Annotated in this window: 25 protein-coding genes; 20 read left to right on the top strand and 5 right to left on the bottom strand. The window is 34.8% G+C overall.

All coding sequences use genetic code 11. The annotated features are described in order from the left end of the window. Positions 1 to 11: 11 nt before the first annotated feature. From mutL to hfq, 9 genes are all read left to right on the top strand, one after another. Entirely contained in the window at positions 12 to 2,003 is a 1,992-nt protein-coding gene (gene mutL / locus G8Y84_RS03885; protein WP_037573425.1) for a DNA mismatch repair endonuclease MutL, read from the top strand. Positions 2,004 to 2,015: 12 nt separating this feature from the next. Continuing rightward, positions 2,016 to 2,549: a glycerol-3-phosphate responsive antiterminator gene (locus tag G8Y84_RS03880; RefSeq protein WP_037573427.1), complete on the top strand. Its 534-nt coding sequence runs from the start codon at positions 2,016 to 2,018 to the stop codon at positions 2,547 to 2,549. A gap of 23 nt (positions 2,550 to 2,572) precedes the next feature. Then, positions 2,573 to 3,601 carry a S66 family peptidase gene (locus tag G8Y84_RS03875; protein ID WP_308460853.1) on the top strand — a complete coding sequence of 343 codons (1,029 nt, stop codon included), beginning with the start codon at positions 2,573 to 2,575 and terminating at the stop codon, positions 3,599 to 3,601. A 214-nt stretch (positions 3,602 to 3,815) separates the two neighbouring features. Next, positions 3,816 to 4,631: an MIP/aquaporin family protein gene (locus tag G8Y84_RS03870; protein ID WP_037573429.1), complete on the top strand. Its 816-nt coding sequence runs from the start codon at positions 3,816 to 3,818 to the stop codon at positions 4,629 to 4,631. 85 nt (positions 4,632 to 4,716) lie between these two features. Further along, positions 4,717 to 6,219, top strand: coding sequence for a glycerol kinase GlpK (gene glpK / locus G8Y84_RS03865; RefSeq protein ID WP_037573435.1), 1,503 nt, complete (start codon positions 4,717 to 4,719; stop codon positions 6,217 to 6,219). Between the two features lie 123 nt (positions 6,220 to 6,342). After that, complete coding sequence (locus tag G8Y84_RS03860) at positions 6,343 to 8,016, top strand: glycerol-3-phosphate dehydrogenase/oxidase (protein WP_037573436.1); 1,674 nt, start codon at positions 6,343 to 6,345, stop codon at positions 8,014 to 8,016. A 288-nt stretch (positions 8,017 to 8,304) separates the two neighbouring features. Continuing rightward, positions 8,305 to 9,240, top strand: coding sequence for an alpha/beta hydrolase (locus tag G8Y84_RS03855; RefSeq protein WP_103158842.1), 936 nt, complete (start codon positions 8,305 to 8,307; stop codon positions 9,238 to 9,240). A 1-nt stretch (position 9,241) separates the two neighbouring features. Further along, positions 9,242 to 10,177 carry a tRNA (adenosine(37)-N6)-dimethylallyltransferase MiaA gene (miaA, locus tag G8Y84_RS03850; RefSeq protein ID WP_037573964.1) on the top strand — a complete coding sequence of 312 codons (936 nt, stop codon included), beginning with the start codon at positions 9,242 to 9,244 and terminating at the stop codon, positions 10,175 to 10,177. Positions 10,178 to 10,192: 15 nt separating this feature from the next. Further along, positions 10,193 to 10,399: an RNA chaperone Hfq gene (gene hfq, locus G8Y84_RS03845; RefSeq protein WP_037573438.1), complete on the top strand. Its 207-nt coding sequence runs from the start codon at positions 10,193 to 10,195 to the stop codon at positions 10,397 to 10,399. A gap of 122 nt (positions 10,400 to 10,521) precedes the next feature. Here hfq and G8Y84_RS03840 read toward each other — a convergent pair whose 3' ends face one another. Beyond that, the gene (locus G8Y84_RS03840; protein ID WP_037573439.1) at positions 10,522 to 10,995 is read right to left on the bottom strand and encodes a glutathione peroxidase; all 474 of its coding nucleotides are present in this window, start codon (positions 10,993 to 10,995) and stop codon (positions 10,522 to 10,524) included. Positions 10,996 to 11,116: 121 nt separating this feature from the next. On the opposite strand from G8Y84_RS03840, the gene hflX reads away from it, so the two are divergent. The 4 genes from hflX to glnA all read left to right on the top strand — a co-directional run bounded on the left by hflX (position 11,117) and on the right by glnA (position 15,450). Further along, positions 11,117 to 12,349, top strand: coding sequence for a GTPase HflX (gene hflX, locus G8Y84_RS03835; protein ID WP_103158840.1), 1,233 nt, complete (start codon positions 11,117 to 11,119; stop codon positions 12,347 to 12,349). A 14-nt stretch (positions 12,350 to 12,363) separates the two neighbouring features. After that, the gene (locus G8Y84_RS03830) at positions 12,364 to 13,602 is read left to right on the top strand and encodes a methionine gamma-lyase family protein (RefSeq protein WP_107360485.1); all 1,239 of its coding nucleotides are present in this window, start codon (positions 12,364 to 12,366) and stop codon (positions 13,600 to 13,602) included. A gap of 119 nt (positions 13,603 to 13,721) precedes the next feature. Next, positions 13,722 to 14,087 (top strand): MerR family transcriptional regulator, encoded by a 366-nt coding sequence (locus tag G8Y84_RS03825; RefSeq protein ID WP_037573443.1) that lies wholly within the window; start codon positions 13,722 to 13,724, stop codon positions 14,085 to 14,087. Between the two features lie 22 nt (positions 14,088 to 14,109). Then, positions 14,110 to 15,450, top strand: a complete 1,341-nt coding sequence (gene glnA, locus G8Y84_RS03820; protein WP_103158838.1) for a type I glutamate--ammonia ligase — start codon at positions 14,110 to 14,112, stop codon at positions 15,448 to 15,450. 1,212 nt (positions 15,451 to 16,662) lie between these two features. Here the strand turns inward: glnA and G8Y84_RS11555 are convergent. After that, positions 16,663 to 16,722, bottom strand: coding sequence for an epsilon family phenol-soluble modulin (locus tag G8Y84_RS11555; RefSeq protein WP_391530055.1), 60 nt, complete (start codon positions 16,720 to 16,722; stop codon positions 16,663 to 16,665). Between the two features lie 218 nt (positions 16,723 to 16,940). On the opposite strand from G8Y84_RS11555, the gene G8Y84_RS03805 reads away from it, so the two are divergent. The 5 genes from G8Y84_RS03805 (at position 16,941) to G8Y84_RS03785 (ending at position 20,405) form a co-directional block, all read left to right on the top strand. Continuing rightward, complete coding sequence (locus G8Y84_RS03805; protein ID WP_103159576.1) at positions 16,941 to 17,153, top strand: Trp family transcriptional regulator; 213 nt, start codon at positions 16,941 to 16,943, stop codon at positions 17,151 to 17,153. A 183-nt stretch (positions 17,154 to 17,336) separates the two neighbouring features. After that, on the top strand, positions 17,337 to 17,948 hold the full coding sequence (locus G8Y84_RS03800) for an ABC transporter ATP-binding protein (RefSeq protein WP_165806123.1): 612 nt from the start codon (positions 17,337 to 17,339) through the stop codon (positions 17,946 to 17,948). Between the two features lie 39 nt (positions 17,949 to 17,987). Further along, complete coding sequence (locus tag G8Y84_RS03795; protein WP_105962793.1) at positions 17,988 to 18,725, top strand: ABC transporter permease; 738 nt, start codon at positions 17,988 to 17,990, stop codon at positions 18,723 to 18,725. After that, positions 18,715 to 19,806, top strand: coding sequence for a sensor histidine kinase (locus G8Y84_RS03790; RefSeq protein WP_157946083.1), 1,092 nt, complete (start codon positions 18,715 to 18,717; stop codon positions 19,804 to 19,806). Before G8Y84_RS03795 ends, G8Y84_RS03790 begins: the two co-directional genes overlap by 11 nt. Beyond that, positions 19,803 to 20,405, top strand: a complete 603-nt coding sequence (locus G8Y84_RS03785; RefSeq protein ID WP_103159573.1) for a response regulator transcription factor — start codon at positions 19,803 to 19,805, stop codon at positions 20,403 to 20,405. Before G8Y84_RS03790 ends, G8Y84_RS03785 begins: the two co-directional genes overlap by 4 nt. 101 nt (positions 20,406 to 20,506) lie before the next feature. On the opposite strand, the gene G8Y84_RS03780 is transcribed toward G8Y84_RS03785, so the two are convergent. After that, positions 20,507 to 20,716: a hypothetical protein gene (locus tag G8Y84_RS03780; RefSeq protein WP_037573457.1), complete on the bottom strand. Its 210-nt coding sequence runs from the start codon at positions 20,714 to 20,716 to the stop codon at positions 20,507 to 20,509. 143 nt (positions 20,717 to 20,859) lie between these two features. Here G8Y84_RS03780 and nucI point away from each other — a divergent pair, with 143 nt between their 5' ends. Further along, positions 20,860 to 21,366 carry a thermonuclease NucI gene (gene nucI, locus G8Y84_RS03775; protein ID WP_037573459.1) on the top strand — a complete coding sequence of 169 codons (507 nt, stop codon included), beginning with the start codon at positions 20,860 to 20,862 and terminating at the stop codon, positions 21,364 to 21,366. A gap of 205 nt (positions 21,367 to 21,571) precedes the next feature. On the opposite strand, the gene G8Y84_RS03770 is transcribed toward nucI, so the two are convergent. Next, the gene (locus G8Y84_RS03770) at positions 21,572 to 21,910 is read right to left on the bottom strand and encodes a transcriptional regulator, SarA/Rot family (RefSeq protein WP_275128891.1); all 339 of its coding nucleotides are present in this window, start codon (positions 21,908 to 21,910) and stop codon (positions 21,572 to 21,574) included. Positions 21,911 to 22,448: 538 nt separating this feature from the next. Here G8Y84_RS03770 and G8Y84_RS03765 point away from each other — a divergent pair. Next, positions 22,449 to 23,039, top strand: coding sequence for a hypothetical protein (locus G8Y84_RS03765; protein ID WP_037573463.1), 591 nt, complete (start codon positions 22,449 to 22,451; stop codon positions 23,037 to 23,039). 151 nt (positions 23,040 to 23,190) lie between these two features. Here G8Y84_RS03765 and G8Y84_RS03760 read toward each other — a convergent pair whose 3' ends face one another. Further along, positions 23,191 to 24,540 carry an aspartate kinase gene (locus G8Y84_RS03760; RefSeq protein ID WP_037573465.1) on the bottom strand — a complete coding sequence of 450 codons (1,350 nt, stop codon included), beginning with the start codon at positions 24,538 to 24,540 and terminating at the stop codon, positions 23,191 to 23,193. Between the last annotated feature and the right edge of the window lie 178 nt (positions 24,541 to 24,718).

Here is a 24,718-nt window from a genome sequence, read left to right as displayed (position 1 = left end):
AGGTGATGACAATGGGTCATATTAAAACCTTGCATACCTCTCTTGCGAATAAAATTGCAGCAGGTGAAGTTGTTGAACGACCAAGTTCTGTCGTAAAAGAGTTGTTAGAAAATAGTATCGACGCAGGCGCTTCGGAGATTAATATTGAAGTTCAAGAATCTGGAATTGCAGAAATACGGGTAGTAGATAACGGTTCAGGTATCGAACAAGATGATTTAGCACTTGTGTTTCATAGACATGCGACAAGTAAACTTGTTGAGGATGATGATTTATTTCATATACGCACATTAGGGTTTCGAGGAGAAGCGCTTGCGAGTATTGCATCAGTGGCTAAAGTCACATTGCAAACTTCTACAGATGGTGTCGAAGGATTTGAAGTCTATGCTGAAGAAGGTGAAATCATTCACCAAAAACCAGCCAAAGCAAAACGTGGAACAGATATAAAAGTGGCTTCACTATTTTATAATACACCCGCACGTTTAAAATATATAAAAAGTTTATATACAGAATTAGGTAAAATTACAGATATTGTCAATCGAATGGCAATGAGTCACCCTCATATTCGCATGTCTTTAAAAAATGATGGTAAAACGCTATTACAAACAAATGGCTCTGGACGTACAAATGAGGTCATGGCAGAAATATATGGAATGAAAGTGGCGAAAGATCTCATTGAAATTTCAGGGGATACGAGTGATTATCACATTCATGGATTTGTAGCGAAACCAGAACATTCACGAAGCAATCGCCACTACATTTCCCTTTTTATAAATGGTCGTTATATTAAAAACTTTGTATTGAACAAAGCGGTTGTTGAAGGGTATCACACCTTATTAATGATTGGGCGTTTTCCAATTGTGTATATTAATATTGAAATGGACCCTATTTTAGTGGATGTAAATGTGCATCCGACGAAACTTGAAGTCCGTCTGTCTAAAGAAGAACAGTTATATGCGCTTATCGTTGAAAAAATTCAAGCGGCCTTTAAAGATAAAATATTGATTCCTAAAAATGATTTGAGTCGCAAATACGAGCCTAAAAAAGTACTTGAAAAATTTGAACAACAAAAATTAGCTTTCGACCAACGTGAAGCGACGCAAAATCAGCATGGCTCATCAACTGAGCGATTAGAAGAAGAGAAAAGCAATGAAAATTCGAATAGTTCTTCTGCAATACCGCAACATTTAGAGGAACATGAGTCAAATGAACCTAGGGTGTCTTCAGCGATGACGACTTCAAATGAAAATTCAACAACGGATACGTCTTCGCAAATTGAAGAGTCTGCAGGTACAGATTATCAACGTACGCAACGGGAGGTACTCGCTGCGATGGAAGATAGTGATGAGGGCGTTGAAACTTCAAATGATCAGGCGCCAACTTCTCAAGAAGACATTCCTACAAGCAAGAATGCATTTCGACGACGTGTGCCATATATGGAAGTCGTTGGGCAAGTCCATGGCACTTATATTGTCGCTCAAAATGATGAAGGCATGTATCTTATAGATCAACATGCTGCACAAGAACGTATTAAATATGAATATTTTAGAGATAAAATTGGAGAAGTGGAGAATGAAAATCAAAACTTATTAATTCCTCTCACTTTCAATTTTACAAAAGATGAACAGTTCATTATTGAAGAAAATAAAGACGAGTTACAACGTGCCGGTATCTTTTTAGAGCCTTTTGGAGGGCATGATTACATTGTGAATAGTTATCCAGTTTGGTTTCCTAAAGATGACGTCGAAGAAATGATTAAAGATATGGTACATTACGTATTGGAACACCAAAAGCTCAATATTGCAAAATTTAGAGAAGACTTAGCGATTATGATGAGTTGTAAAAAATCAATCAAAGCTAATCACTATTTAAAAAATCACGAAATGGCAGATTTGATAGATCAACTGAGAGAAATGGAAGATCCATTCACTTGTCCACATGGGCGTCCAATCATTATCAATTTTACGAATTACGAACTGGAACGTTTGTTTAAACGTATTCAATAGAGGAGGACCCTTATGCATCCCAATATATTACCTGCAATACGCTCAGTAAAAAGTCTCGAAAAATTGATTCGCACGGATTATGAAACGTGTGTCCTATTAGATACACATATTGGCCATTTAAAAAGCCTTATGCAGTTAATTGAACAAAATAACTTACAACCCTTTGTGCATATTGATTTGATTAAGGGCATGAGTCACGATGAGTTTGCTTGTGAATACATTATCCAATCCTATCGGCCTAAAGGGATTGTTTCCACGAAAACAAAAATCATTAAAAAAGCAAAGTCACTGGGTGTAATTACGATATTTCGTGTCTTTATCATTGATAGTCAAGCGTTAGAACGCAGTATCGCACTTATCCAACGTATTGAGCCTGATTATGTAGAGGTGCTCCCAGGTATTGCTAATAAAGTGATTAAGCGTATTTATAATGAAACAGGCGTCAAAGTGATTGCTGGAGGTTTAATCAATACAGAAGAAGAAATAGAAAAGGCGATTGAGAGTGGCGCGACGTACGTGACCACAAGCGAAGAGCGTCTTTGGTAAAAATAGAATAAAGGGGGAAATAAATGATGTTAAAACCACCTAAACTAAAGCAAGGAGATACGATCGCAATTGTATCTCCTTCTTCTGGACTCGCAGGAGAGTCTCAGATTCGTTGGCGTACAGATGAAGCGATACGTCGTATTAAAGATATGGGCTATCAAGTAAAAGTCATGCCTAATGCATTAAATGGGTTGGAATGGAATTATTCCCATCCTAAAGAAAGAGCATCCTCCCTTATGGCTGCTTTTGAGGATGAATCTGTTAAAGCTATTTTATGCACTATTGGTGGCAATGAATCTGTAAGAATTATTCCGTTTTTAAAAGATGAAGTCATTCAACAACACCCTAAAATATTTATTGGTTATTCTGATATAACAGCATTACACCTCCACCTCTATCAATTAGGGATAACGACTTTTTATGGTCCTGCCTTGTTGACAGATTTCGCTGAAAATGGTGGCAATGATGCATACACGATGGATGCGCTTTTTCAATTAATTCAAAATGCAAAGCCATTCGGTCAAGTGCATCCAACACCTTTCGTTAGAAAATTTGGTTTGCGATGGGATGAGCAATTACGTCACTATGAAAGAGAAAAATTACCTGCAAGAACTTTTCAAGTGTTAAATGGACAGGGACGCGTGACGGGGCATCTCATTGGCGGTTGTTTTGAATCACTAGATAAGTTACGAGGAACACGATATTTTCCGAAACTAGCCCATTTTGACGGCGCTATTTTATTTATTGAAACGAGTGAAGTTCATTCAGAACCGTGGTCGTTTGAAGAATCGTTAAGAACATGGGCATTAATGGGCATATTTGATCGGATTAAAGGACTTATCGTGGGTCGTCCACATGATGGGGTATATCAAGAGGAATATCATCAAGCCATCAAGAAAATTTTGAAAGAAATTCATCATTTAGATTTAATCGTATTGGGAAATGTTTCATTTGGTCATAATGAACCTAAAGCGACACTTCCCTATGGTATTCAAGCGACCATTGAAACAGAGATAGGTCATTTATATATCAATGAATCAGCAGTTCTATAAGTTAAAAAATTGAAAGTTTTTGAGTTTTGAGTTAGAAAAAATGAATATAAATTAATTTTGCCTCGAAAATGGATTGACAACGCTTTCATCCAATTGTAATATTAAAAACAAGTTAATAGATGAATCGAGACATGAGAGACTTCTTCGCACGTGTTATTTTTTTGTAATACGGTTAGGCAAGGAGTCTTTTTGTCTTTTAAAGGGAGGAAAAAGAATGAATATCTACTTAGCTGAATTTCTCGGTACAGCATTGCTACTGTTAATGGGTGGCGGGGTTGTTGCGAACGTCGTTTTACGCAAATCAAAAGGTGAAGGCGCAGACTGGATTGTTATTGCTATTGGTTGGGGTCTTGCTGTTACATTAGGTATTTACGCTGTCGGTAATTTCTCTGGGGCACACTTAAATCCTGCAGTGACATTAGCATTTGCCGTTACAGGTGATTTTCCATGGTCTCAAGTTCCAGGTTTTATTATTGCACAAGTTTTAGGAGGGATTGTAGGGGGCGCTTTAACATGGCTCGCATATTTACCTCATTGGCGTGCAACTGAAGATAAAGAAGCAAAATTAGGTGTTTTTGCAACAGCGCCGGCAATTCGTAACTTCACTGCAAACTTTATTACTGAAATTATCGGTACTGCTGTCCTTACATCAGCATTACTATTTATCGGAACAAACAAATTTACAGATGGTTTAAACCCTGTTATCGTGGGGTTACTCATTGTCGCAATCGGTGTAAGTTTAGGTGGCCCAACAGGTTATGCGATTAACCCTGCCCGTGACCTAGGTCCAAGAATTGCACATGCTATTTTACCTATTCATGGTAAAGGTAAAAGTGACTGGCAGTATGCGATTGTCCCTATTCTCGGTCCGATTACTGGAGGGATTTTAGGTGCAGCAATTTATCGATTGGCCTACCAAGGTCGTTTTGACATATGGACTATAGTAGCTGTAATTCTTGTCATTGGCACATTAGTTGTGGGTAGCATTTTAAATAAGAAAATTAAGCACGAAAACTTTGGTGCGATTTAATAAATGAATCACGCATACATGAATAAAATTATGGGTATATTTCATTTGAAACAGCATGTGTGTGGATTTGGGAGGTAAACATATTATGGGAAAATATATATTATCAATTGACCAAGGGACTACAAGTTCAAGAGCCATTTTATTTAATAAAGAAGGCGAAATCGTTGGTGTCGCACAACGTGAATTTAAACAACACTTTCCAAAAGCTGGATGGGTAGAACATGATGCAAATGAAATTTGGACATCAGTATTATCTGTTATTGCATCAGTGTTGAATGAAAATAACGTAAAAGCTTCTGAAATTACTGGAATTGGTATTACAAACCAACGTGAAACAACAGTGGTTTGGGATAAAGAGTCAGGACGTCCAATTTACAACGCTATCGTATGGCAATCTCGTCAAACACAAGCTATCTGTGAACAATTGAAAAAGGATGGTCATGAGGCCACATTTCGTAAAAAAACTGGATTGCTCCTTGACCCTTATTTCTCAGGTACTAAAGTAAAATGGATTTTAGACCATGTTGATGGTGCCCGTGAAAAAGCAGAAAAAGGCGAAATCCTTTTCGGTACAATCGATTCATGGCTTGTTTGGAAATTATCCGGTGGTCGTACTCATATTACTGACTATTCTAATGCGAGTCGTACTTTAATGTACAATATTCATGACTTGAAATGGGATGACGAGTTGTTAGAAATTCTCGACGTTCCTAAAGCAATGTTACCTGAAGTAAAACCTTCAAGTGAAGTTTATTGCGAAACAATTGACTATCATTTCTTCGGTCAAAAAGTCCCTATTGCGGGCGTAGCAGGTGACCAACAAGCTGCATTGTTTGGTCAAGCATGTTTTGAAAAAGGTGACATTAAAAACACATATGGCACAGGTGGCTTTATGTTAATGAATACTGGGGAAGAGGCAGTCGCTTCTGAGAATGGTTTATTAACAACAATTGCCTACGGTCTTGATGGTAAAGTCAACTATGCACTTGAAGGATCAATTTTTGTCTCAGGTTCAGCGATACAGTGGTTACGAGACGGATTAAGAATGATTAATTCGGCACCACAATCTGAGGATTATGCTAAACGTGTAGACTCAACTGAAGGTGTTTATGTTGTCCCTGCATTTGTTGGGTTAGGTACACCTTATTGGGATTCTGAAGCACGTGGGGCTATTTTCGGTTTAACACGAGGTACTGAAAAAGAACATTTCATTCGTGCAACTTTAGAATCCCTATGTTATCAAACAAGAGACGTTATTGAGGCCATGGCACAAGATTCTGGCATTGAAGTAAACGGATTACGTGTCGATGGTGGCGCAGTAAAAAATAATTTCTTAATGCAATTCCAAGCAGATCTTGTGAATGTTTCTGTAGAACGTCCAGAAATCAGTGAAACAACAGCTTTAGGTGCTGCATATCTTGCAGGTATTGCAACAGGTTTCTGGAAAAATAAAGATGAAGTCAGCAACAACTGGAAATTGGAAAAATCTTTCGAACCAAAAATGGATGAAAAAGAAGCAAATAAACTTTATAAAGGTTGGCAAAAAGCCGTTGAAGCGACAAAAGTCTTTAAGTTAGACGAAGCATAGGTAGTATGCTATACTGTAGTTAAGTTAATAGATTACTCGAGAAGAAGAGAGATTTTGTTCGTAAAACTTTATGTAAAGTATATGGGCGGAGTCTCTCTTTTTATCATATTAGGAGGCGTAATTATGGGACGTTTATCAACGTTACAACGTGAGTCAGTAAAAGAAAAAATGCAACATCAGGAATATGATTTAGTCATTGTAGGGGGCGGCATTACAGGTGCAGGTGTCGCATTAGATGCATCTGCGCGTGGTATGAAAGTCGCATTAGTTGAAATGCAAGACTTTGCTTCAGGTACAAGCTCTCGTTCAACAAAATTAGTTCACGGTGGGTTAAGATATTTAAAACAATTCCAAGTTGGAGTTGTTGCAGAAACAGGTAGAGAACGTGCGATTGTATATGAAAATGGACCACATGTGACAACACCAGAGTGGATGTTATTACCAATGCACAAAGGCGGTACGTTTGGCAAATTCTCAACTTCAATTGGTCTTGCAATGTATGACCGTTTGGCAGGTGTTAAAAAATCTGAACGTAAACGTATGTTAAGTGTACAAGAAACTAAAGATAAAGAACCACTTGTGAAACAAGATGGACTTAAAGGTGGCGGTTACTATGTTGAGTACCGCACAGATGACGCGCGTATGACAATTGAAGTTATGAAAAAAGCAGCCGACTTAGGTGCAGATATTATCAACTATGCTAAAGTAGATCAATTTTTATATGACAATAAAAACAAAGTCAATGGTGTTTCTGTCATTGATCGCATTAAAAATGAAAAATTTGAAATTAAAGGTAAAAAAGTTGTCAATGCTACAGGCCCATGGGTAGATGAAGTGCGCAGTAATGATTACTCAAAAAACAATAAACAGTTACGCTTAACTAAAGGGGTTCATGTTGTTTTTGATGAATCTAAATTCCCATTACATCAAGCTGTTTATTTCGATACTGAAAATGATGGTCGTATGATTTTCGCAATTCCACGTGAAGGAAAAACATACGTAGGAACAACGGATACTTTTTATAATAATGACAAACGTAGTCCGTTAGTAAACCAAGAAGACCGTGATTATTTAATCGATGCTATTAACTACATGTTCCCAACTGTAAATGTTAAAGATGAAGATATTGAATCGACTTGGGCAGGTATTCGACCATTAATTTTAGAAGAAGGCAAAGACCCATCTGAAATTTCACGTAAAGATGAAATTTGGGAAGGTGACTCAGGTCTTCTAACAATCGCCGGAGGTAAGTTAACAGGTTATCGCCATATGGCTTACGAAATCGTTGAGCGTGTTGCAAAACGTTTAAAACAAGAATATAAATTGACATTCAAACCTGCGGATACAAAAAATATTAAAATTTCCGGTGGAGATGTCGGCGGTAGCAAAAATTTTAATCAATTTATTGAAGAAAAAGTTAAACTTGCTAAAGGTTATAATTTAGATGAAACACTTGCACGTAAATTAGCTAAAAAATATGGTTCAAATGTGGATGAATTATTCGCTTTAACACAAGCAGCACAACATCAAAACACAGGTTTACCACTCGAAATTTATGTTGAACTTCTATATGGAGTGCAAAATGAACTTGTCGTTAAACCTACTGATTTCTTAATTCGTCGTACAGGCGCACTCTACTTTGACATTGCTATGGTACAACAATATAAAGATATCGTTACAGACGTTTTAGCAGATTTAGTCGGTTATGACGATAATACTAAAGCTGTATATAAACAAGAATTAGAAGATGCGATTACACATGCTATCCATGGTCAACATCAAAGTGCAAATGCTTAAGATAGATGTTAATAAAATGAAGTAAATTGATTTGACTAAATGAATAAATGCAGAAAACAACGGGGTAAGGATATAAATCCTCCCCGTTATTTTATATGATTTAAAAAGGAAGCATCACTTTAATAGGATTGCTTAAAAAATGAGGGATATATAGTTAAACCTCCACTTTTTAATGTATTCATGTAAAAAAGAAAGTTTCTTTATTGTATCAAATACGTTGCACGTGTTTCCAAAGTATCTCTGTGGTAAAGTGTAATCAAAGTTACTGTACTGAAAGGTGGATTTTTGATGGTAAAAAAAGAAACCATGAAAATGGCTTTGTCTGACGATACAATGTTAGAGGTGACGATTGACCGTACGAGTACCGATGCTGTAGGTATTGTTCATATTTTTCATGGAATGGCAGAACATATGGAGCGTTATGATCGCCTCGTACATCAATTGAATCAACAGGGATATCATGTGATTCGTCATAATCATCGTGGCCATGGTAAAGAAATCAATACGTTACGCGGACATTTTGATTCAATCGAACAAGTCGTGAAAGACGCTCATGAAATTAAAACAACGATTCAACCTACGTTGAATGATCACTTACCTTATATCATATTAGGACATTCAATGGGCTCAATTATTGCTCGTCGTTACGTTCAGCTCTACCCAAAGGATATGGATGGTTTAATCTTGACAGGCACAGGTCTCTTCTCGCAATGGAAAGGCACATTATTAGTCTTTATGTTGAAAATCATCACTTTAGTCACAGGAAAGAAGCGTCGTTTGCAATGGATGAATAACCTTGTCATTGGGTCCTTTAATAAAGGTTTTAAACCCACTCGAACTGAAAGTGACTGGATTAGTTCAGATGAACATGAAGTGGATGCTTACGTCCATGACCCCTATTCAGGATTTTTAGTGTCCAATCAATTAATTTATAGTGTAATGAAAACGATGATGAAAACAGCACAGTTAAATGAAATTTCTAAAATGAGTTCTGACTTACCTATATTGCTCATTTCGGGAAAAGCAGATCCATTCGGTGACAATGGTAAAGGCGTACGACGGTTAGGTAAAATCTTAAAAAAAGGTGGTATTACCCACATTACTGTGCAATTATATAAACAAAAAAGACATGAAATTCTTTTTGAAAAAGATAAGGAAACAGTATGGCGACATATGTTAGACTGGATGAGTCGTCAAATTATAAAGAAAAAAGTGAGTGAATAATGTGATAAAGGAAAAACCTTTTTTGATCGTCATCGTCGGACCCACCGCGAGCGGTAAAACAGAATTAAGCATAGAACTTGCGAAAAAAATTGATGGAGAAATTATTAGTGGAGACTCTATGCAAGTTTATAAAGGAATGGATATTGGGACTGCTAAAATAACACCTAAAGAAATGCAAGGCATCCCTCATCATTTAATTGACATCCTTTCACCTGATGAACAGTTTACAGCTTTCGATTTTCAACAACGTGTTAAACCGTTAATTCATCACATTACTCAAAAAGGCAAAGTCCCTATCATTGTTGGAGGAACTGGCTTATATATTCAATCTGTGATCTATAATTACGAATTTGAACAAGAAGAGGTCTCTCCTGAAAAAGAACGTGAAGTTGTAGATCAAATGGAAGTTTTAAAAAACTATTCAAATGAAGAACTACATGATTACTTAGGGACGTTTGACCCAGAATCACAAGCAAATATTCACCCAAATAACCGCCAAAGAGTGGAACGGGCCATTGCTTATTACCTAAAGACAAAAAAAATTTTAAGTAATCGCAAGAAAAGTCACCAATTAACTGAAAATTATGATACATTATTACTAGGGATAGAAATGTCGCGTGATACATTGTATCGTAGAATAAATAAACGCGTCGACATTATGTTGTCTCTAGGTTTATTAGCTGAAGTGGAACGACTAATTGAATTAGGATATGAATCATGTCAAAGTATGCAAGCAATAGGATATAAAGAACTTATACCTGTCGTGCATGATGAAATGGAAATTGAACAAGCCACTGATTTGTTAAAGCAACATTCTAGAAACTATGCGAAACGTCAGTTGACTTGGTTTAAAAACAAACTAAACGTTCATTGGTTAGATAGAGAGAGAATGTCACTTCCAGAAATGCTAGATGATATTTTAGCCCGAATACACTGATAAGGAGTAATGAGCATGTTTGACAAACAAGACATTCAAGAAACGTACCTAGAAAACTTTAAGAAAGAGGAGAAAGAATTAACAGTTTTCTTAACAAACGGATTTCAATTAAGAGGTACGATTGCAGACTATGACCAACAAGTGGTAGACTTTCTTTCTCAAGGAAAACACCATTTAATTTACAAGCATGCAATTAGTACATTCTTGGAAGGTACGAACTAACATTTGGAAAGGGGTCTTTCAATGATTGAATGAAGCTTGCATCAATTCATCGATTGAAATTGACCCCGCATGAAAAAAACATCACGCCATGTGTTTAACACAGGTGTGATGTTTTTTCTTTCTTATAGTAATTCTTCAATCGTACTCGCAAGTTGTGCGGGTTGCTTTTGAGGAGAAAAACGTTGTACAACTTCACCTTCACGATTAACTAAAAACTTCGTGAAATTCCATTTGATTTTGTCCCCCAACATTCCCTTTTGTTGAGACTTTAAAAAGTCAAAAAGCGGATGTGCTTGAGCACCATTCACATCAATTTTTTGATGCATTGGAAAAGTGACACCGTAATTTAATTGACAGTTTTGTTGTGCTTCAGTGCCTGATCCAGGTTCTTGATGCCCAAATTGATTACAAGGAAATCCTAGAACAACGAAGCCTTGATCTTTATATTGTTCATATAGGGATTGAAGCTCCTTAAATTGAGGGGTAAAGCCACATTCACTCGCAGTGTTCACGATGAGCATGACTTGACCTTTATAATCGGATAGAGGATAACTTGTGCCATTGGACAATTCTACTTCGATATCATAAATATTCATAAAAAGCACCTCATCTTTTAATTTATCATCCAAACTATAACATATTCTGAGAACATAGTCTTAACAAGGGGACTATGATAAAATACTCAAGAGATTGTTTCGAAATTTGAGAGGTGAAACTTTGACATATAAACAAAGTTATTCTACAGAAAAAATAAAAGAAAAGGCAATATTAATTGGGGTGAATGCCTTCCACTCAACATTTGACTTTACAAGTACGATGGAGGAGCTAGAAGCATTAAGTGCGACTTGTGAACTTGAAGTCGTTGAAACGTTCACACAAAATTTAACGCATGTTCACCCTAAATATTATATGGGGACAGGGAAACTCCAAACATTAAAAGATGCGATCGAATTTCACGATATTGATGTCATTGTAGCCAACGATGAATTAACGACAGCACAGTCGAAAAATTTAAATCATTACTTTGGCGTGAAAATCATAGATAGAACGCAATTGATTTTAGAAATATTTGCTTTACGTGCTCAAAGTAAAGAAGGAAAGCTCCAAGTCGAATTTGCCCAATTAGATTACTTACTTCCTCGACTGATGGGGCATGGAAAAAGTCTTTCTAGATTAGGAGGCGGAATTGGGACGAGAGGTCCTGGTGAAACAAAATTAGAAACAGATCGACGCCATATACGTACGCGAATGAATGAAATCAAACGAAAACTTGAAGAAGTCGAATCACACCGGGAACGATACCGTCAACAACGTGAGAACAATCGTATTTTTCAAATTGCGCTCGTCGGCTATACGAACGCAGGGAAATCTTCATGGTTCAATACATTAACTGAAGAGGGCACATATGAAAAAGATCAACTCTTCGCAACATTAGACCCTAAAACGCGCCAATTGACCCTTAAAGAAGGTTTTCAACTTGTGATTTCTGACACAGTTGGATTTATTCAAAAATTGCCAACAACCCTCATTGAAGCATTTAAGTCTACCCTAGAAGAAGCGCGTCGTGCTGATTTGTTAATTCATGTCGTCGATACAAGTCATGAGAAATACAAAATTCAATACGATACTGTAAACCAATTGCTTAAAGATTTAAGTATGGATGAAATACCTCAAGTGGTCTTATTTAATAAAAAAGATAAATGCTATGGCGAATCACCTGTGAGTCATCATCCGTCTTTATTTGTATCATCAAAAAATAAAGAGGATGAGGCGCACGTTCGGCAATTTATATTTGAACAATTGAAACGTCAAATGACTGCGTATACAACTACACTCCAAGCCTATCAAGCGCACGAACTTTACGAATTAAAACGACATACTTTAATTACTGAAATAAACTTTGATGAAGAAACGGAAACGTATCATATTAAAGGATATAAAAATAACTAGAAAGAAGCGAAAGCATGACAGATTTAACAAAATTAATAGATCAAGTTGAAGCGGAACTAGCACCGTATTTTAAAGAAATAGAGCACCGAGCATTTATAAATCAAGCACGTGTTCTAGATGCATTTCAACATGTAAAAATTTCAGAAAGTGACTTACAAGGAACAACAGGTTATGGATATGATGATTTTGGCAGAGATCATCTTGAAGCGGTTTACGCCGAAACGTTCAAAGCAGAAGATGCATTAGTGCGACCTCAAATCATTTCTGGGACGCATGCTATAACATTGGCGCTTCAAAGCACGTTGAAATATGGCGACGAACTTTTATACATTACTGGACGCCCTTATGATACTTTGCTAGAAGTCATAGGGATTAATGGTAATGGGATTGAAAGTTTAAAAGAACACGGTGTCTCATATAAAGATGTTGCTTTAAAAGATGGACATATTCACATAGAGGAAGTTCTAAAGTCCATCCATAATAAAACAAAAGTCATCGCCATTCAACGATCAAAAGGCTATGACCAGCGTCCTTCTATTGATATAGATGAAATTGAAAACGTCATCAAAGACATTAAACAACATTTTCCAGACAAAATTATCTTTGTAGACAATTGTTATGGAGAATTTGTAGAAACGCGTGAGCCTATTGAAGTTGGTGCAGATATTATGGCCGGATCTCTTATTAAAAATCCGGGTGGGGGTTTAGCTAAAATAGGAGGATATATCGTTGGACGTAAAGAATTGGTGGAACGCTGTGGTTATAGACTCACTGCCCCAGGAATCGGAAAAGAAGCAGGAGCGTCACTCGGCTCACTTCACGAAATGTATCAAGGCTTTTTCCTAAGTCCTCACGTGGTCAGCCAAAGTTTAAAAGGGGCATTATTTACAAGTCTTTTAATAGAAAAATTAAATATGAAGACGACACCAAGATACAATGTCCCAAGAACGGATTTAATCCAAACGGTGCGCTTTGATACGAAAGCGCAAATGATTCAATTTTGTCAAAGTATTCAACATAACTCACCTATTAATGCGCATTTTAGTCCTGAGCCAAGCTATATGCCAGGATATGAAGATGATGTCATTATGGCTGCTGGTACTTTTATTCAGGGGGCATCTATAGAGTTAACAGCCGATGGCCCTATACGTCCACCCTATGAAGTCTATGTTCAAGGTGGTTTGACATACGAACACGTGAAACTTGCGGTTACGCGTGCTATCACAGAAATGATGCACAAAAATTTAATCTAACCCTTTAAGACCTGACGTACTTTTGAAGTTTATGTCAGGTTTCCTTACATATTTTTGTATTGTCAGAATAGATATGATATGGTTACGTTAAGTTCAAAATAATCAAGGAGATGTAGGAAATGGACAACGATAAAATTCGACGTAACATGCCTGTATTTCCGATGAGTGTTGTCAGTAAGTTAACGGATTTAACACCTAGACAAATTCGTTATTACGAAACACATGAACTCATTTTTCCTTCTAGAACAGAAGGAAATAAGCGATTATTCTCATTAAATGATTTGGAAACGTTACTTTCAATTAAGCATTTACTAGAAAAAGGGTTTAATATGAAAGGGATTAAACAAATCATGTTAGAACAAAATGAAACATTAAATCAAGAGGAAGCGCATTTAAGAAAACAGATGCTTGTAGATACAACTCAAAAACCGCAACGAGAATCTATTCCGCTTAACCGTGGAGACTTATCACGCTTTTTCAAATAATTTAAATGGAGGCTATGATTCAATGCCAAAACAAGAATTTACGAAAGAAGATATCCGCCGCTTTGCAGAAGAAGAAAACGTACGTTATATCCGTTTGCAATTCTCTGACATTTTAGGAACAATCAAAAACGTAGAGGTCCCAGTAAGTCAACTAGAAAAAGTACTCGATAATGAAATGATGTTCGATGGATCCTCTATCGAAGGTTTCGTGCGTATTGAGGAATCTGACATGTACTTAAAACCTGATTTGAATACGTGGGTTATTTTCCCATGGACAGCAGGTCAAGGTAAAGTTGCGCGTTTAATTTGTGATGTTTATACAACTGAAGGAAAACCATTTGACGGAGACCCACGTAGTAATTTAAAACGTGTACTTAAAGAAATGGAAGAACTTGGGTTTACTGATTTTAATCTTGGACCTGAGCCAGAATTTTTCCTATTCAAGTTAGACGAAAAAGGCGAACCGACAATGGAACTAAACGACCACGGGGGCTATTTTGACTTAGCACCAACAGATTTAGGTGAAAACTGCCGTCGTGATATTGTACTAGAATTAGAAGACATGGGGTTTGACATTGAAGCGAGTCATCACGAAGTAGCACCAGGTCAACATGAAATTGACTTTAAATATGCAGATGCGATTACAGCATGTGATAACATTCAAACGTTTAAACTTGTGGTTAAAACAATTGCGCGTCAACACAACTTACACGCAACGTTTATGCCTAAACCATTATTTGGCGTCAATGGTAGCGGTATGCACTTTAACGTATCATTATTTAAAGGTAAAGAAAATGCGTTCTTTGATGAAAATGGCAAAATGGAATTATCTCAAGATGCCTACCATTTCATTGCAGGAATTATGAAAAATGCGCGTGGTTTTACTGCCGTATGTAACCCACTTGTAAACTCTTATAAACGCCTTGTGCCTGGTTACGAAGCACCAAGTTATATTGCTTGGAGTGGTAAAAACCGTTCTCCATTAGTACGTGTTCCAACTTCACGTGGCTTATCTACGCGTGTAGAAGTACGCTCTGTAGACCCAGCGGCAAACCCTTATATGGCATTAGCGGCGATTTTACAAGCTGGTTTAGAGGGTATTAAAAATAAACTCGAAGTACCAGAGCCGGTAAATCAAAATATTTATGAAATGAATCGTGAAGAACGTGAAGCGGTAGGAATTGAAGATTTACCGTCAACACTATACACAGCGCTTAAAGCAATGCGTGAAAATGAAGCAATTAAAAAAGCTTTAGGTGACCATATTTATCATCAATTCATTAATTCAAAATCAATTGAATGGGATTACTACCGTACGCAAGTCAGCGAATGGGAAGTTGACCAATACATGAAACAATATTAAGTTATTTAACCCTTGAAGTCATAGGCTTTGAGGGTTTTATTTTATGGTTCTATAATAAATCGGACTGATGTAAAAATATCTTCATTTATTTGATTGTTCCATAAAGCCTCGCTATTCTGGGAGCATTATAGAAATCTATTTGATTTCGTAGTAATGTCTGCCGGTGAATGAAGACGTTACGAATGACTGCTAAAGCTAGGCTAAATCTATTAAAGCTGTGGTTAATAAAGTAGGGCAAAAAGCTTGGGATAACATAGTTAAGCAAGTAGAAAAAAGAACAGGTACTGAATTAGTTGTTCTTCATTATCAATCTATAAATAAATTTTGAGATTATTTGACTGGATTTGAAGGGAAATTATCTGATGGTATAACTGAATATTTAGTACAAAATGGATTCAATCGTCAAATCGTAGGTGTTATAGCAAGAGTATTTATTGGAGTGGTTCTGTAATTATGAATAAGAAAAGAAAGATATATTTATTTTTACTTATAGTTACAGCTCTTGCCTTTTTTATTTTGCCACAAATAACAGGGAACTACGATATCATAACTAGATCATTTGGTATTATTCCTTTTGCTTTCTTTGTCTTATTTATATTTAGTTCTGATAAGAAATCTGATAGAAGAAAGCATTAAGTATAAATGTGGAAAGTTCCAACATAGAATAATGACAGAATTTTTTTAAAGTTTTAATGCTTAGCATTGAGTGAATTTTACATTTGGAACCTCCATTTCAATCATTTTTGATATATATTTATATATAGGCACGAATATCTCTCCTTAGTTTGTTTAGGCACTTACAATTAAAGAGATATTTGTGCTATTTTTGTATTTAAAACAAAAATAACGGTTAGTGAAGAACTCACCAACCATTAAAAGTATAGAACCATAATTCTGACTATTTACATTGTGTAGTATAATATTTTACATGATTATAATAGAGTGCAAGGAGAGCATGATAAAGTAGAGGCCATAGTTTTGCGAAAGCTACTTAATTCTTTCAATTGATTGAGTGTCATCTAAAAGAGAGAAATTAAATAAATATGGAGGAGGTCCTTAAATGCAAGAAAATTCTACAATACTGTCATTATTAACAATCATGACTAATATCATCGTTATTTTCATTATTTCGAAAAAATATTGGATAAAATGAAAAAGCTTAACGGTTAGTGAGTTGGCCCACCAACCGTTAAGAAGAGGCTTGAAAGGCTATTATTTAAATAACCCTTTAAAGAATTCAATAACTTTTTTAATTAATCTAATGATAAACATGTTTATCACCTCCATTAATTATTTAATGATAGTATAGAATAAAATTTTAAAGATATGAGCGATATGATCTATTAAGATGAATTTCATTCATAACTGTCTGTAATTTCAGGAAAATAAGGTTGTTTTTCTGAAAAATCTTCGAAATTTAACAGTTCGGCATGCTAAATTGAATGAAATTTCTTGTTGCTCTTTTAAATGATGGTGAAAGGGTGGGCAATATGAACACTTTCTATATGATTCAAGAAAGTATCTTGAAATTGTTGAACTCAAATATAACTTCGTATCAAATTGAAAAAGAAACAGGTGTAAGTCGTGCCAAAATAGGAAGGCTTAGAAATGAGAAGAATATGGTGAGTGATTTAACACTGACAACGGCAGAGAAATTGTATCTGTATCAAAAGAAATTAGAAAATAATGTTGAAGAAAGCTAGGTTGAAGTATGAGTCAACCTAGTTTTTTTAGTGTTTATTCCGAAAAGTGAATGTGCCGCGTCATGTTCATAATTGATTATCATTAATTTCGTTTTTTATGACAAATGTCATATAAAGTCAATGACATTTTAGACATTAAAGTCTCCCTTAGATGTTCTAAACTATAGTAAAAGGAGGGATGAGATGTTATCTGTTAAAAATCTTTCGTACCAAATCAGTGAATGTGAGATATTAGATGAAATTTCTTTTTCAATTCATGCCGGCGAAAAAGTAGGGATAATTGGAGAAAATGGTACAGGTAAATCCACACTTTTGGACATTCTTATGGGGATGAAACCTTATACAAAGGGTGAGATTCTATGGCAATCATCATTGAAAAAGGCCATTTTATATCAAACGAGTCAATTTCCGCCTTATATAAAAGTCAGAGAAGTGTTGCAACTTTTTCACCGACTCAATTCCCAAAGCTTGACGCTCAGTGAGTTACAAACGATATGTAGTATAGACAATACATCACAATTCATACATCAACTTTCAGGAGGACAAAAACGAATGCTAGATGTTGCGCTAGCATTATCTAAAACCCCCGACTTTTTAATTTTAGATGAACCCACAAATCACTTGGATGAAAAAACTAAAAGTAAATTTTGGAAGGTTATCCAAACCTTTTTAAAACCAGAAACATCCATATTAATTATTATGCATGATTTTGAGGAATTAAAGTCCTTTTGTGATCGAATTTACATGTTAGAAAATGGAAAAATTAAATTGATATGGCAAATGAACACTTTCTAAAGATGATAAAACTGCTATTAAGAAAGGAGGAGGTTTAAAATGCTTCCTATACTGATTTTTGAATTTCAGCGATTATGTAGACAGAAGCTTATGTTAGCTATGTTCATATTGCTGCCTTTCTGTTTTTATCTTATTTCTATACAAGCACTCCCAAATGATGATGTGTTAAAAGGCTTGGCATTTAGACAGAATTATATGATTTCTATGGCTTTATATAGTGCGATGAGTTTTGTATTAATCCTTTTTCCACAAGAACTTGCGATTGAAAGACAGTTAGAATGGATTAAAAGATTCGTTAATACCCGTGTATCGTATAATACGTATTTTTTGAGCAAGTCGTTAAAGACGCATTCTTTATCTATCATAGGGGCAAGTGTCCTGCTCGTGACTGGCACTTTAAATGGGGTGAGTCTTAGCCTACAGCAATGGGTAGGAATGTTTGTCATTATTAACTTAGTATTAATGACATTGTATCCTTTTGCGTATCTCTTAAGTTTAATTGAGGATGTTTCTAAAGTTGTTGCGTTAAGCAACTGCCTTTACTTCATCTTAGCTTTTTTGGGTGGGTTATGGATACCATTAGATCGATTTCCAAATTTGCTTCGTATGCTTTCAGAATGGGTACCGACCACCCATATGCGACATGTTGTCATTTATTATATAAATCATGGTGGAATTTTATGGTTATCTATGTTAAAGCTTTTCATTTTTAGTATAATCATGATAATACTCAACATTATCTGTCGACACAAATGGAGAGATGACATTGACATTTAAAGAAAGATTAAAACGATACCCTTATGTTCATTTAACGTATTTACTCATCCCACTCGTTGCAATTATAAGTCACAAACAACTTTATTCATCGTTAGTTGCCTTTGGATTATGGAGTATTATTATGATAACAACAGTGCTACTTTCAATATACACTCTGGATGAGTTAGATAAAAATTTAAAAATTTTAGTTTTAATACAATGTCTATGTATTCTAGGTTTAGCTTTCCTCCTTAATCCGACAACAGTTATTTTACTCGTATTTTTGACCTATTATTTACCGATGCAATTTTACGAAGCGTTATCAAAGTTAATTATGACGATCTATTTCGGAACTTTAATACTCATATTAGGATTAACCTTGAATTTTAATAGTGAATATACATTATATGTATTAGTTATAGAAATCATTTTGGTGATTTGTTTTGTTGTCAATATTAGAAACGTCGAAAAAGATCATTTAACAGCCAAAATTCGACGACAAGAGGATATTATTGAAGAACTTGTAGCTGACCAAGAACGACAACGGATTGCTCAAGATCTTCATGACACTTTAGGACATGTATTCGCGAGTATTAGTATTAAAGCAAATCTCGCAGAAAAATTATTTGAAAAACAATCTAATCAAGCTGTGAATCAAATCAAAGAAATTAAACAAATTTCAACTGAGACACTCAATCAAGTCCGTTTAATTGTTGAAAATGTACAATGGGTCACTTTTGAATCAGAAGTGCAACGTGTTAACCAATTGCTAAAACAGGCACAAATTGAATTTGTCTATTTTTCCAATGAATATATCCATTACATTTCAAAAGAGAACCAAACACTTTTAGCAATGATTTTAAGAGAATCCATAAATAATATCATAAAACATTCAGATGCAAGTTGCGTGACAGTGGCCATTTCAGAATGTGGCACTTTATTAAATCTTAGAATTCAAGATAATGGAATGAAGCTAAAAGAAATTCCAACATTAGAAAGTATTAAGAAACGTGTTCAACAATTAGAGGGTGAACTTGGGGTCCACTCAAATAAAGAAGGATTACTTTTAGATATGACTTTTCAAAAGGAGTACATTAAATGATTCGGTTATTGCTAGCGGAAGATCAAAAAATGGTGGCTGATGCAATGAAACAGTTAATAGAACTCGATCATCGAATAGAAGTTGTACACGTAGCTTTAGATGGAGAAGATGCTTGGAACCATATAAAATTATTATCACTGGATGTCGTTATTCTAGATATAGAAATGCCAAAAATGGATGGTTTGGAAGTCCTCCGTTTAATTCGTGAACAACATTATGATGTTAAAGTCATTATTCTAACGACATTTAAACGACCAGGTTATTTTGAAAAAGCTGTAGCAAACGACGTGGATGCATTTGTTTTAAAGGAACAACCCATTGAAGATTTAATATATACAATTTTTAGCGCGCTTGAAAATAAAAAAACGTATAGTCCAGCATTGATGACGCGCTATTTTACTGAAAAGAATCCGCTAACACATCGTGAACAAATGATATTAATGGAAATTGGTGAAGGGCTAAGTCTTAAAAATATTGCTCATAAATTGTACTTATCTGAAGGGACAGTGAGAAATTATGCTTCTATAATTATAGATAAATTAGAAGCAGAAAATCGATTTGATGCTTGGAAGAAAGCGAAAGAAGCAGGGTGGATTTAAATAAGAACAGGAGTTGCAATTCTTAATTAACAACTCCCGTTTTTGATTGAATCGCAATTTTGCGTTTTGTTAAAAAGTGATATTTAGGAATGTATCACGTATCATTTTGGGGGATTGTCATTTTTATCGGTGGACTTGTTTTGTTTACTTTTAATCAACTGTATGATAAAACCACCTAACACACCTAATAATACGCCAATAAAAGCGCCAGCTATGAGGGGTAAATGATAAAAATGTTGTAAGAAAAATCCAAGCGCAATCGCAAAAATTATTATAATGATAGAAAGACTGTTTTCACGTAATGTATTCATTTATTTTCACTCCTATTGATTAAATTATATCATTACTCCTAAAGAATGAAATGAGATTCTTATTAAATTTTCGATTTGAGTTGGATTGACCTGTCTCATCAAATTCATTATGATAGATGAGACGATAAGAAAAGGGTGGACATATGAAAAAAATTACAACTGGAATTTTAGTAGTTATTGTTGCAATTATTGTTCTGTCAATTCAATATATGACAGATAGTGGGCCATTTAAGGCGTCTAGCGGACAAACGAATGGAGAGACTTATAAAGTCTTGCGTGTCATAGATGGTGATACAATTATTGTGGATAAAGACGGTGAACAAACAAGGGTTCGTTTAATTGGTGTGGACACACCAGAAACAGTCAAACCTAATACACCCGTTCAACCCTATGGTAAGGCCGCTTCAAATTATACAAAACAACATTTGACTAACCAAAATGTACGTTTAGAATACGATCGTGAAGAAAAAGACCGTTATGGTAGAACTTTAGCTTATGTATGGCTTGGAAATGAAATGTATAATGAAAAGATTGTTAAAGAAGGCTTGGCACGTGCGAAGTTTTATCGTCCAAACGATAAATATCAAATTCGTATTGAGCAAGCACAAAAAGAAGCTCAAAAGCAACAAAAAAATATTTGGGAAAGATAAAAGAGACACTAGCCTATCTATTAACGAAGGCTAGTGTTTATTACTGTTAAAATGATATTTTTATTCATTTGGTTGTACGTATTCTAAAATAGCGCAAACATTATAACAACGTATTATTTTGAAGAAAAGTAATAAAGAGTAAGATACAAACCCAAATAACAAATTGGGTTATTCTTACTCTCTTTATATACATTAAATTATCGAGTTATGACTGTACGATATCTTTAATAAGGATTTCAAAATTAGCAAGAACTTCAGTCATTTTCTTTTCTTGCTCATCATTAATAGTAATGAACACCTTACGTTCATCTTCTGTTGAGCGTTCTTTACCAATGATTCCATTTTCAGTAAGAGCGGTTAATGATTTATGTATTTCCATGAGACTAAAATCGATGGATTGTTTAACTTTATGTAAGGAAATACGGCGACTTTCAGTTGTCTTAAGATGATGTAAAAACAGAATGTCATTTAATTTCAAATTATGTCGTTTTTTTAGTTCACTTATTATTTTTTTACGGTGTGACTCGTAGAAAAAAAACCTTATTAATATCTAAATCGTATTGTTTAGTCATTATTTCACTCCTTTTTTCTAATCTTTTTGAGAACCTATACTATATTATATTAAAAATTTTATACTTTTCAATGGAATACTCTTAGAAATGTGCAACAAAAACGAAAAAATTTTAATATAGCACAAAAGCAGTTTTGGTTGAATCATTTATCATTTTAACGGTATTAAAATATATAATCAATAAAATAATAAAAAATATTTAATCAAGATGAAAGGGGGTGAATTTAGAGTGGGTGTTTAAAAAGTAAATTAAAAGTCATAAAATTATAGCATTTGACTATTAAAATTATAGCTTTTATATTTTAAAAGAAATTGTTCATTGTCGTCATGATTCACTAATTTCGATGATGACATTTTGTCCCCATTTTCAAATATTTAACGAAGAATTGTATCAAAATTGAACAATTTATAGATTTCCAAGTTAACACATCTCAATACATTGCTTATTATTCTACTTTTTAATATAATGACCTATGTGATGTAAGCGGTTTCCAGAAAGGAGGGCATGAAGATGAACAATAAACCACAACATATGACAAGAGAATTAATGGATATTCTAATCGCACGTGTTCCAGAATATTTTAAATTTTATGGTGATGTTGCAACAGAATTGTTTTTAAACGATCAATTAGATATATCCAAAAAGATAGCGATTAGTGTAAAACGGCAACATTTATTAACTGTTCTTGATGCCATTCCTGAAACTTATCAAATCGAGGGAATTGATGAAAACGGTGAACGTATCCATAAAGATGAGATTGAATTAAATCAAATTTACTTCATCGCTGTTAAAAAAGGGACGCAATGTATCTTGAAAATTCGCATATATGATGTCGACGATGACCAATGGATTTTTCGTTTAGATAACCAGATTCGTATCCCGGAAAAGCACATTTATTATCACTCGTTAAAATGGAATGTCGACTTTATTAAGCCTGAAATTATTTTAATGTTTCATTTGTATGACACGATAAACGATCAACAAGTTAGGTATATTAGACATTTAATAGATCGTATGAGTTATTTCCAATTCGTCACGTTGAAGACTGTTGTAGGCGAAGAGCGTTTAAGAAAAGTGATACAAGAAAGAAGTTCAAAATAAACAGGTTGTGGGGATATCCGTTTTAAAATTTTCTATAAAGCAAATTGGAGGACCCATAAATTTGAATTTCAGACAAAACCACCCGTGTGAACGGGTGGTTTGTTTTGTTAAGTCATACGGAATATTTAATTTTTTCATTTATCACAAGTAGTTAATCATAGCATTTATCGTAGCAAACTTTGACAGCATTTTCTGCATCATCATTCGAAATACCAAACATCATAGATATTTCCGAAGAACCTTGATTAATCATTCTTAAGTTGATATTCGCATCTGCTAAAGCGGTAGTTATTTTGTTTGCCGTTCCGACAGTGGCACTCATGCCTTCTCCAACAACCATCAAAATCGCTAAATCTTGTTCAATATTAAGTTCATCAATATCACATTGTTGGCGAATGGCTTCTAGTATTTTTTGTTCCTTACCTCGTATTTGAGCAGTTCTCATGATAATACTAATATTATCGATTCCAGATGGCATGTGGTCAAAAGAAATATTATTTTCAGCTAAAATATTTAATATTTTAACTGTGAAACCAACTTGTCTATTCATTAAATATTTTTTTATGTTAATACTCGTAAATCCTTTGTCACAACTGATGCCAGCGACAACTTTTTTTCGATCAAATTCACGATCATGTAAGATAAATGTTCCTGGATCTTCTGGGTGATTTGTATTTTTAATGACGACTGGAATGCGATAACGATAAAGAGGTTGTAAAGCTTCGTCATGAAATACCCCAAAACCTGCATAAGACAATTCTCGCATTTCTCGATATGTAATTTCGTTAATAATCTCAGGTTCATGAATCACATTTGGATTGGCACGATAAATACCAGACACATCCGTAAAATTTTCATATAATTTAGCTCTTACTCCGCGTGAAATAATAGCACCTGTGATGTCTGATCCTCCCCTTGGAAAAGTGACGATATTGTCTTGTTCGGAATAGCCAAAGAAGCCAGGAATGATAATTTTATGGTTTGAATGATTTAAAGTATTGATTTTATCATAACTAGTTTCAAGTATTTGTGCGTTACCTGGTTCGTCAGTGACGATGATTCCGGCATCTTTAGGAGACATATATTTTGTTGGAAAGCCCTGTTGTGTATTATATGCTGCGATGATTTGGGCATTGAAATTTTCCCCTGAGGACTTTAATGCATCTAATAAGCGTTCAGGTTGATCTTTGAGTTCTTCAATAAGATGTTCTAATGTTCTGTCAATTTCCTCTAAAATATTGGTTTTTAAATCAAGACCCTTTATAATATCATTAAAGCGTTCTAAAATTTCGCCTTTCTTATGTGAATAATCTAAATCACTAATGACTTTTTCATACAGGCGAATTAAAAGATCGGTCGTCTTCGTATCGTTTTGATGCCTTTTACCGGGTGCAGAAACAATTACGATTTGCCTTTCATCATCACTATTTACGATATTTAACACTTTTATGATTTGTTCAGCAGTTGCAACAGAACTACCACCAAATTTGGATACTTTCATTTCATTCGACAACCTTTCTTTCATGATTAACATCATTTTTAGTATAAACTATTCTCATAGTCCAACTAAGTCTGTGTTTTCTAAATTTTTAGAACTTTACAAACTTTATTAATGCACTTATACTAAACCATATTTACATAGAATTCAACATTACAACACATATCGAAAGATTAATACG

The organism is Staphylococcus sp. 11511212, assembly GCF_011394755.1.
Classification (GTDB): domain Bacteria; phylum Bacillota; class Bacilli; order Staphylococcales; family Staphylococcaceae; genus Staphylococcus; species Staphylococcus chromogenes.
Note: the sequence above shows the minus strand (reverse complement) of the source record. Positions and strands in the feature narration are given on the sequence as shown.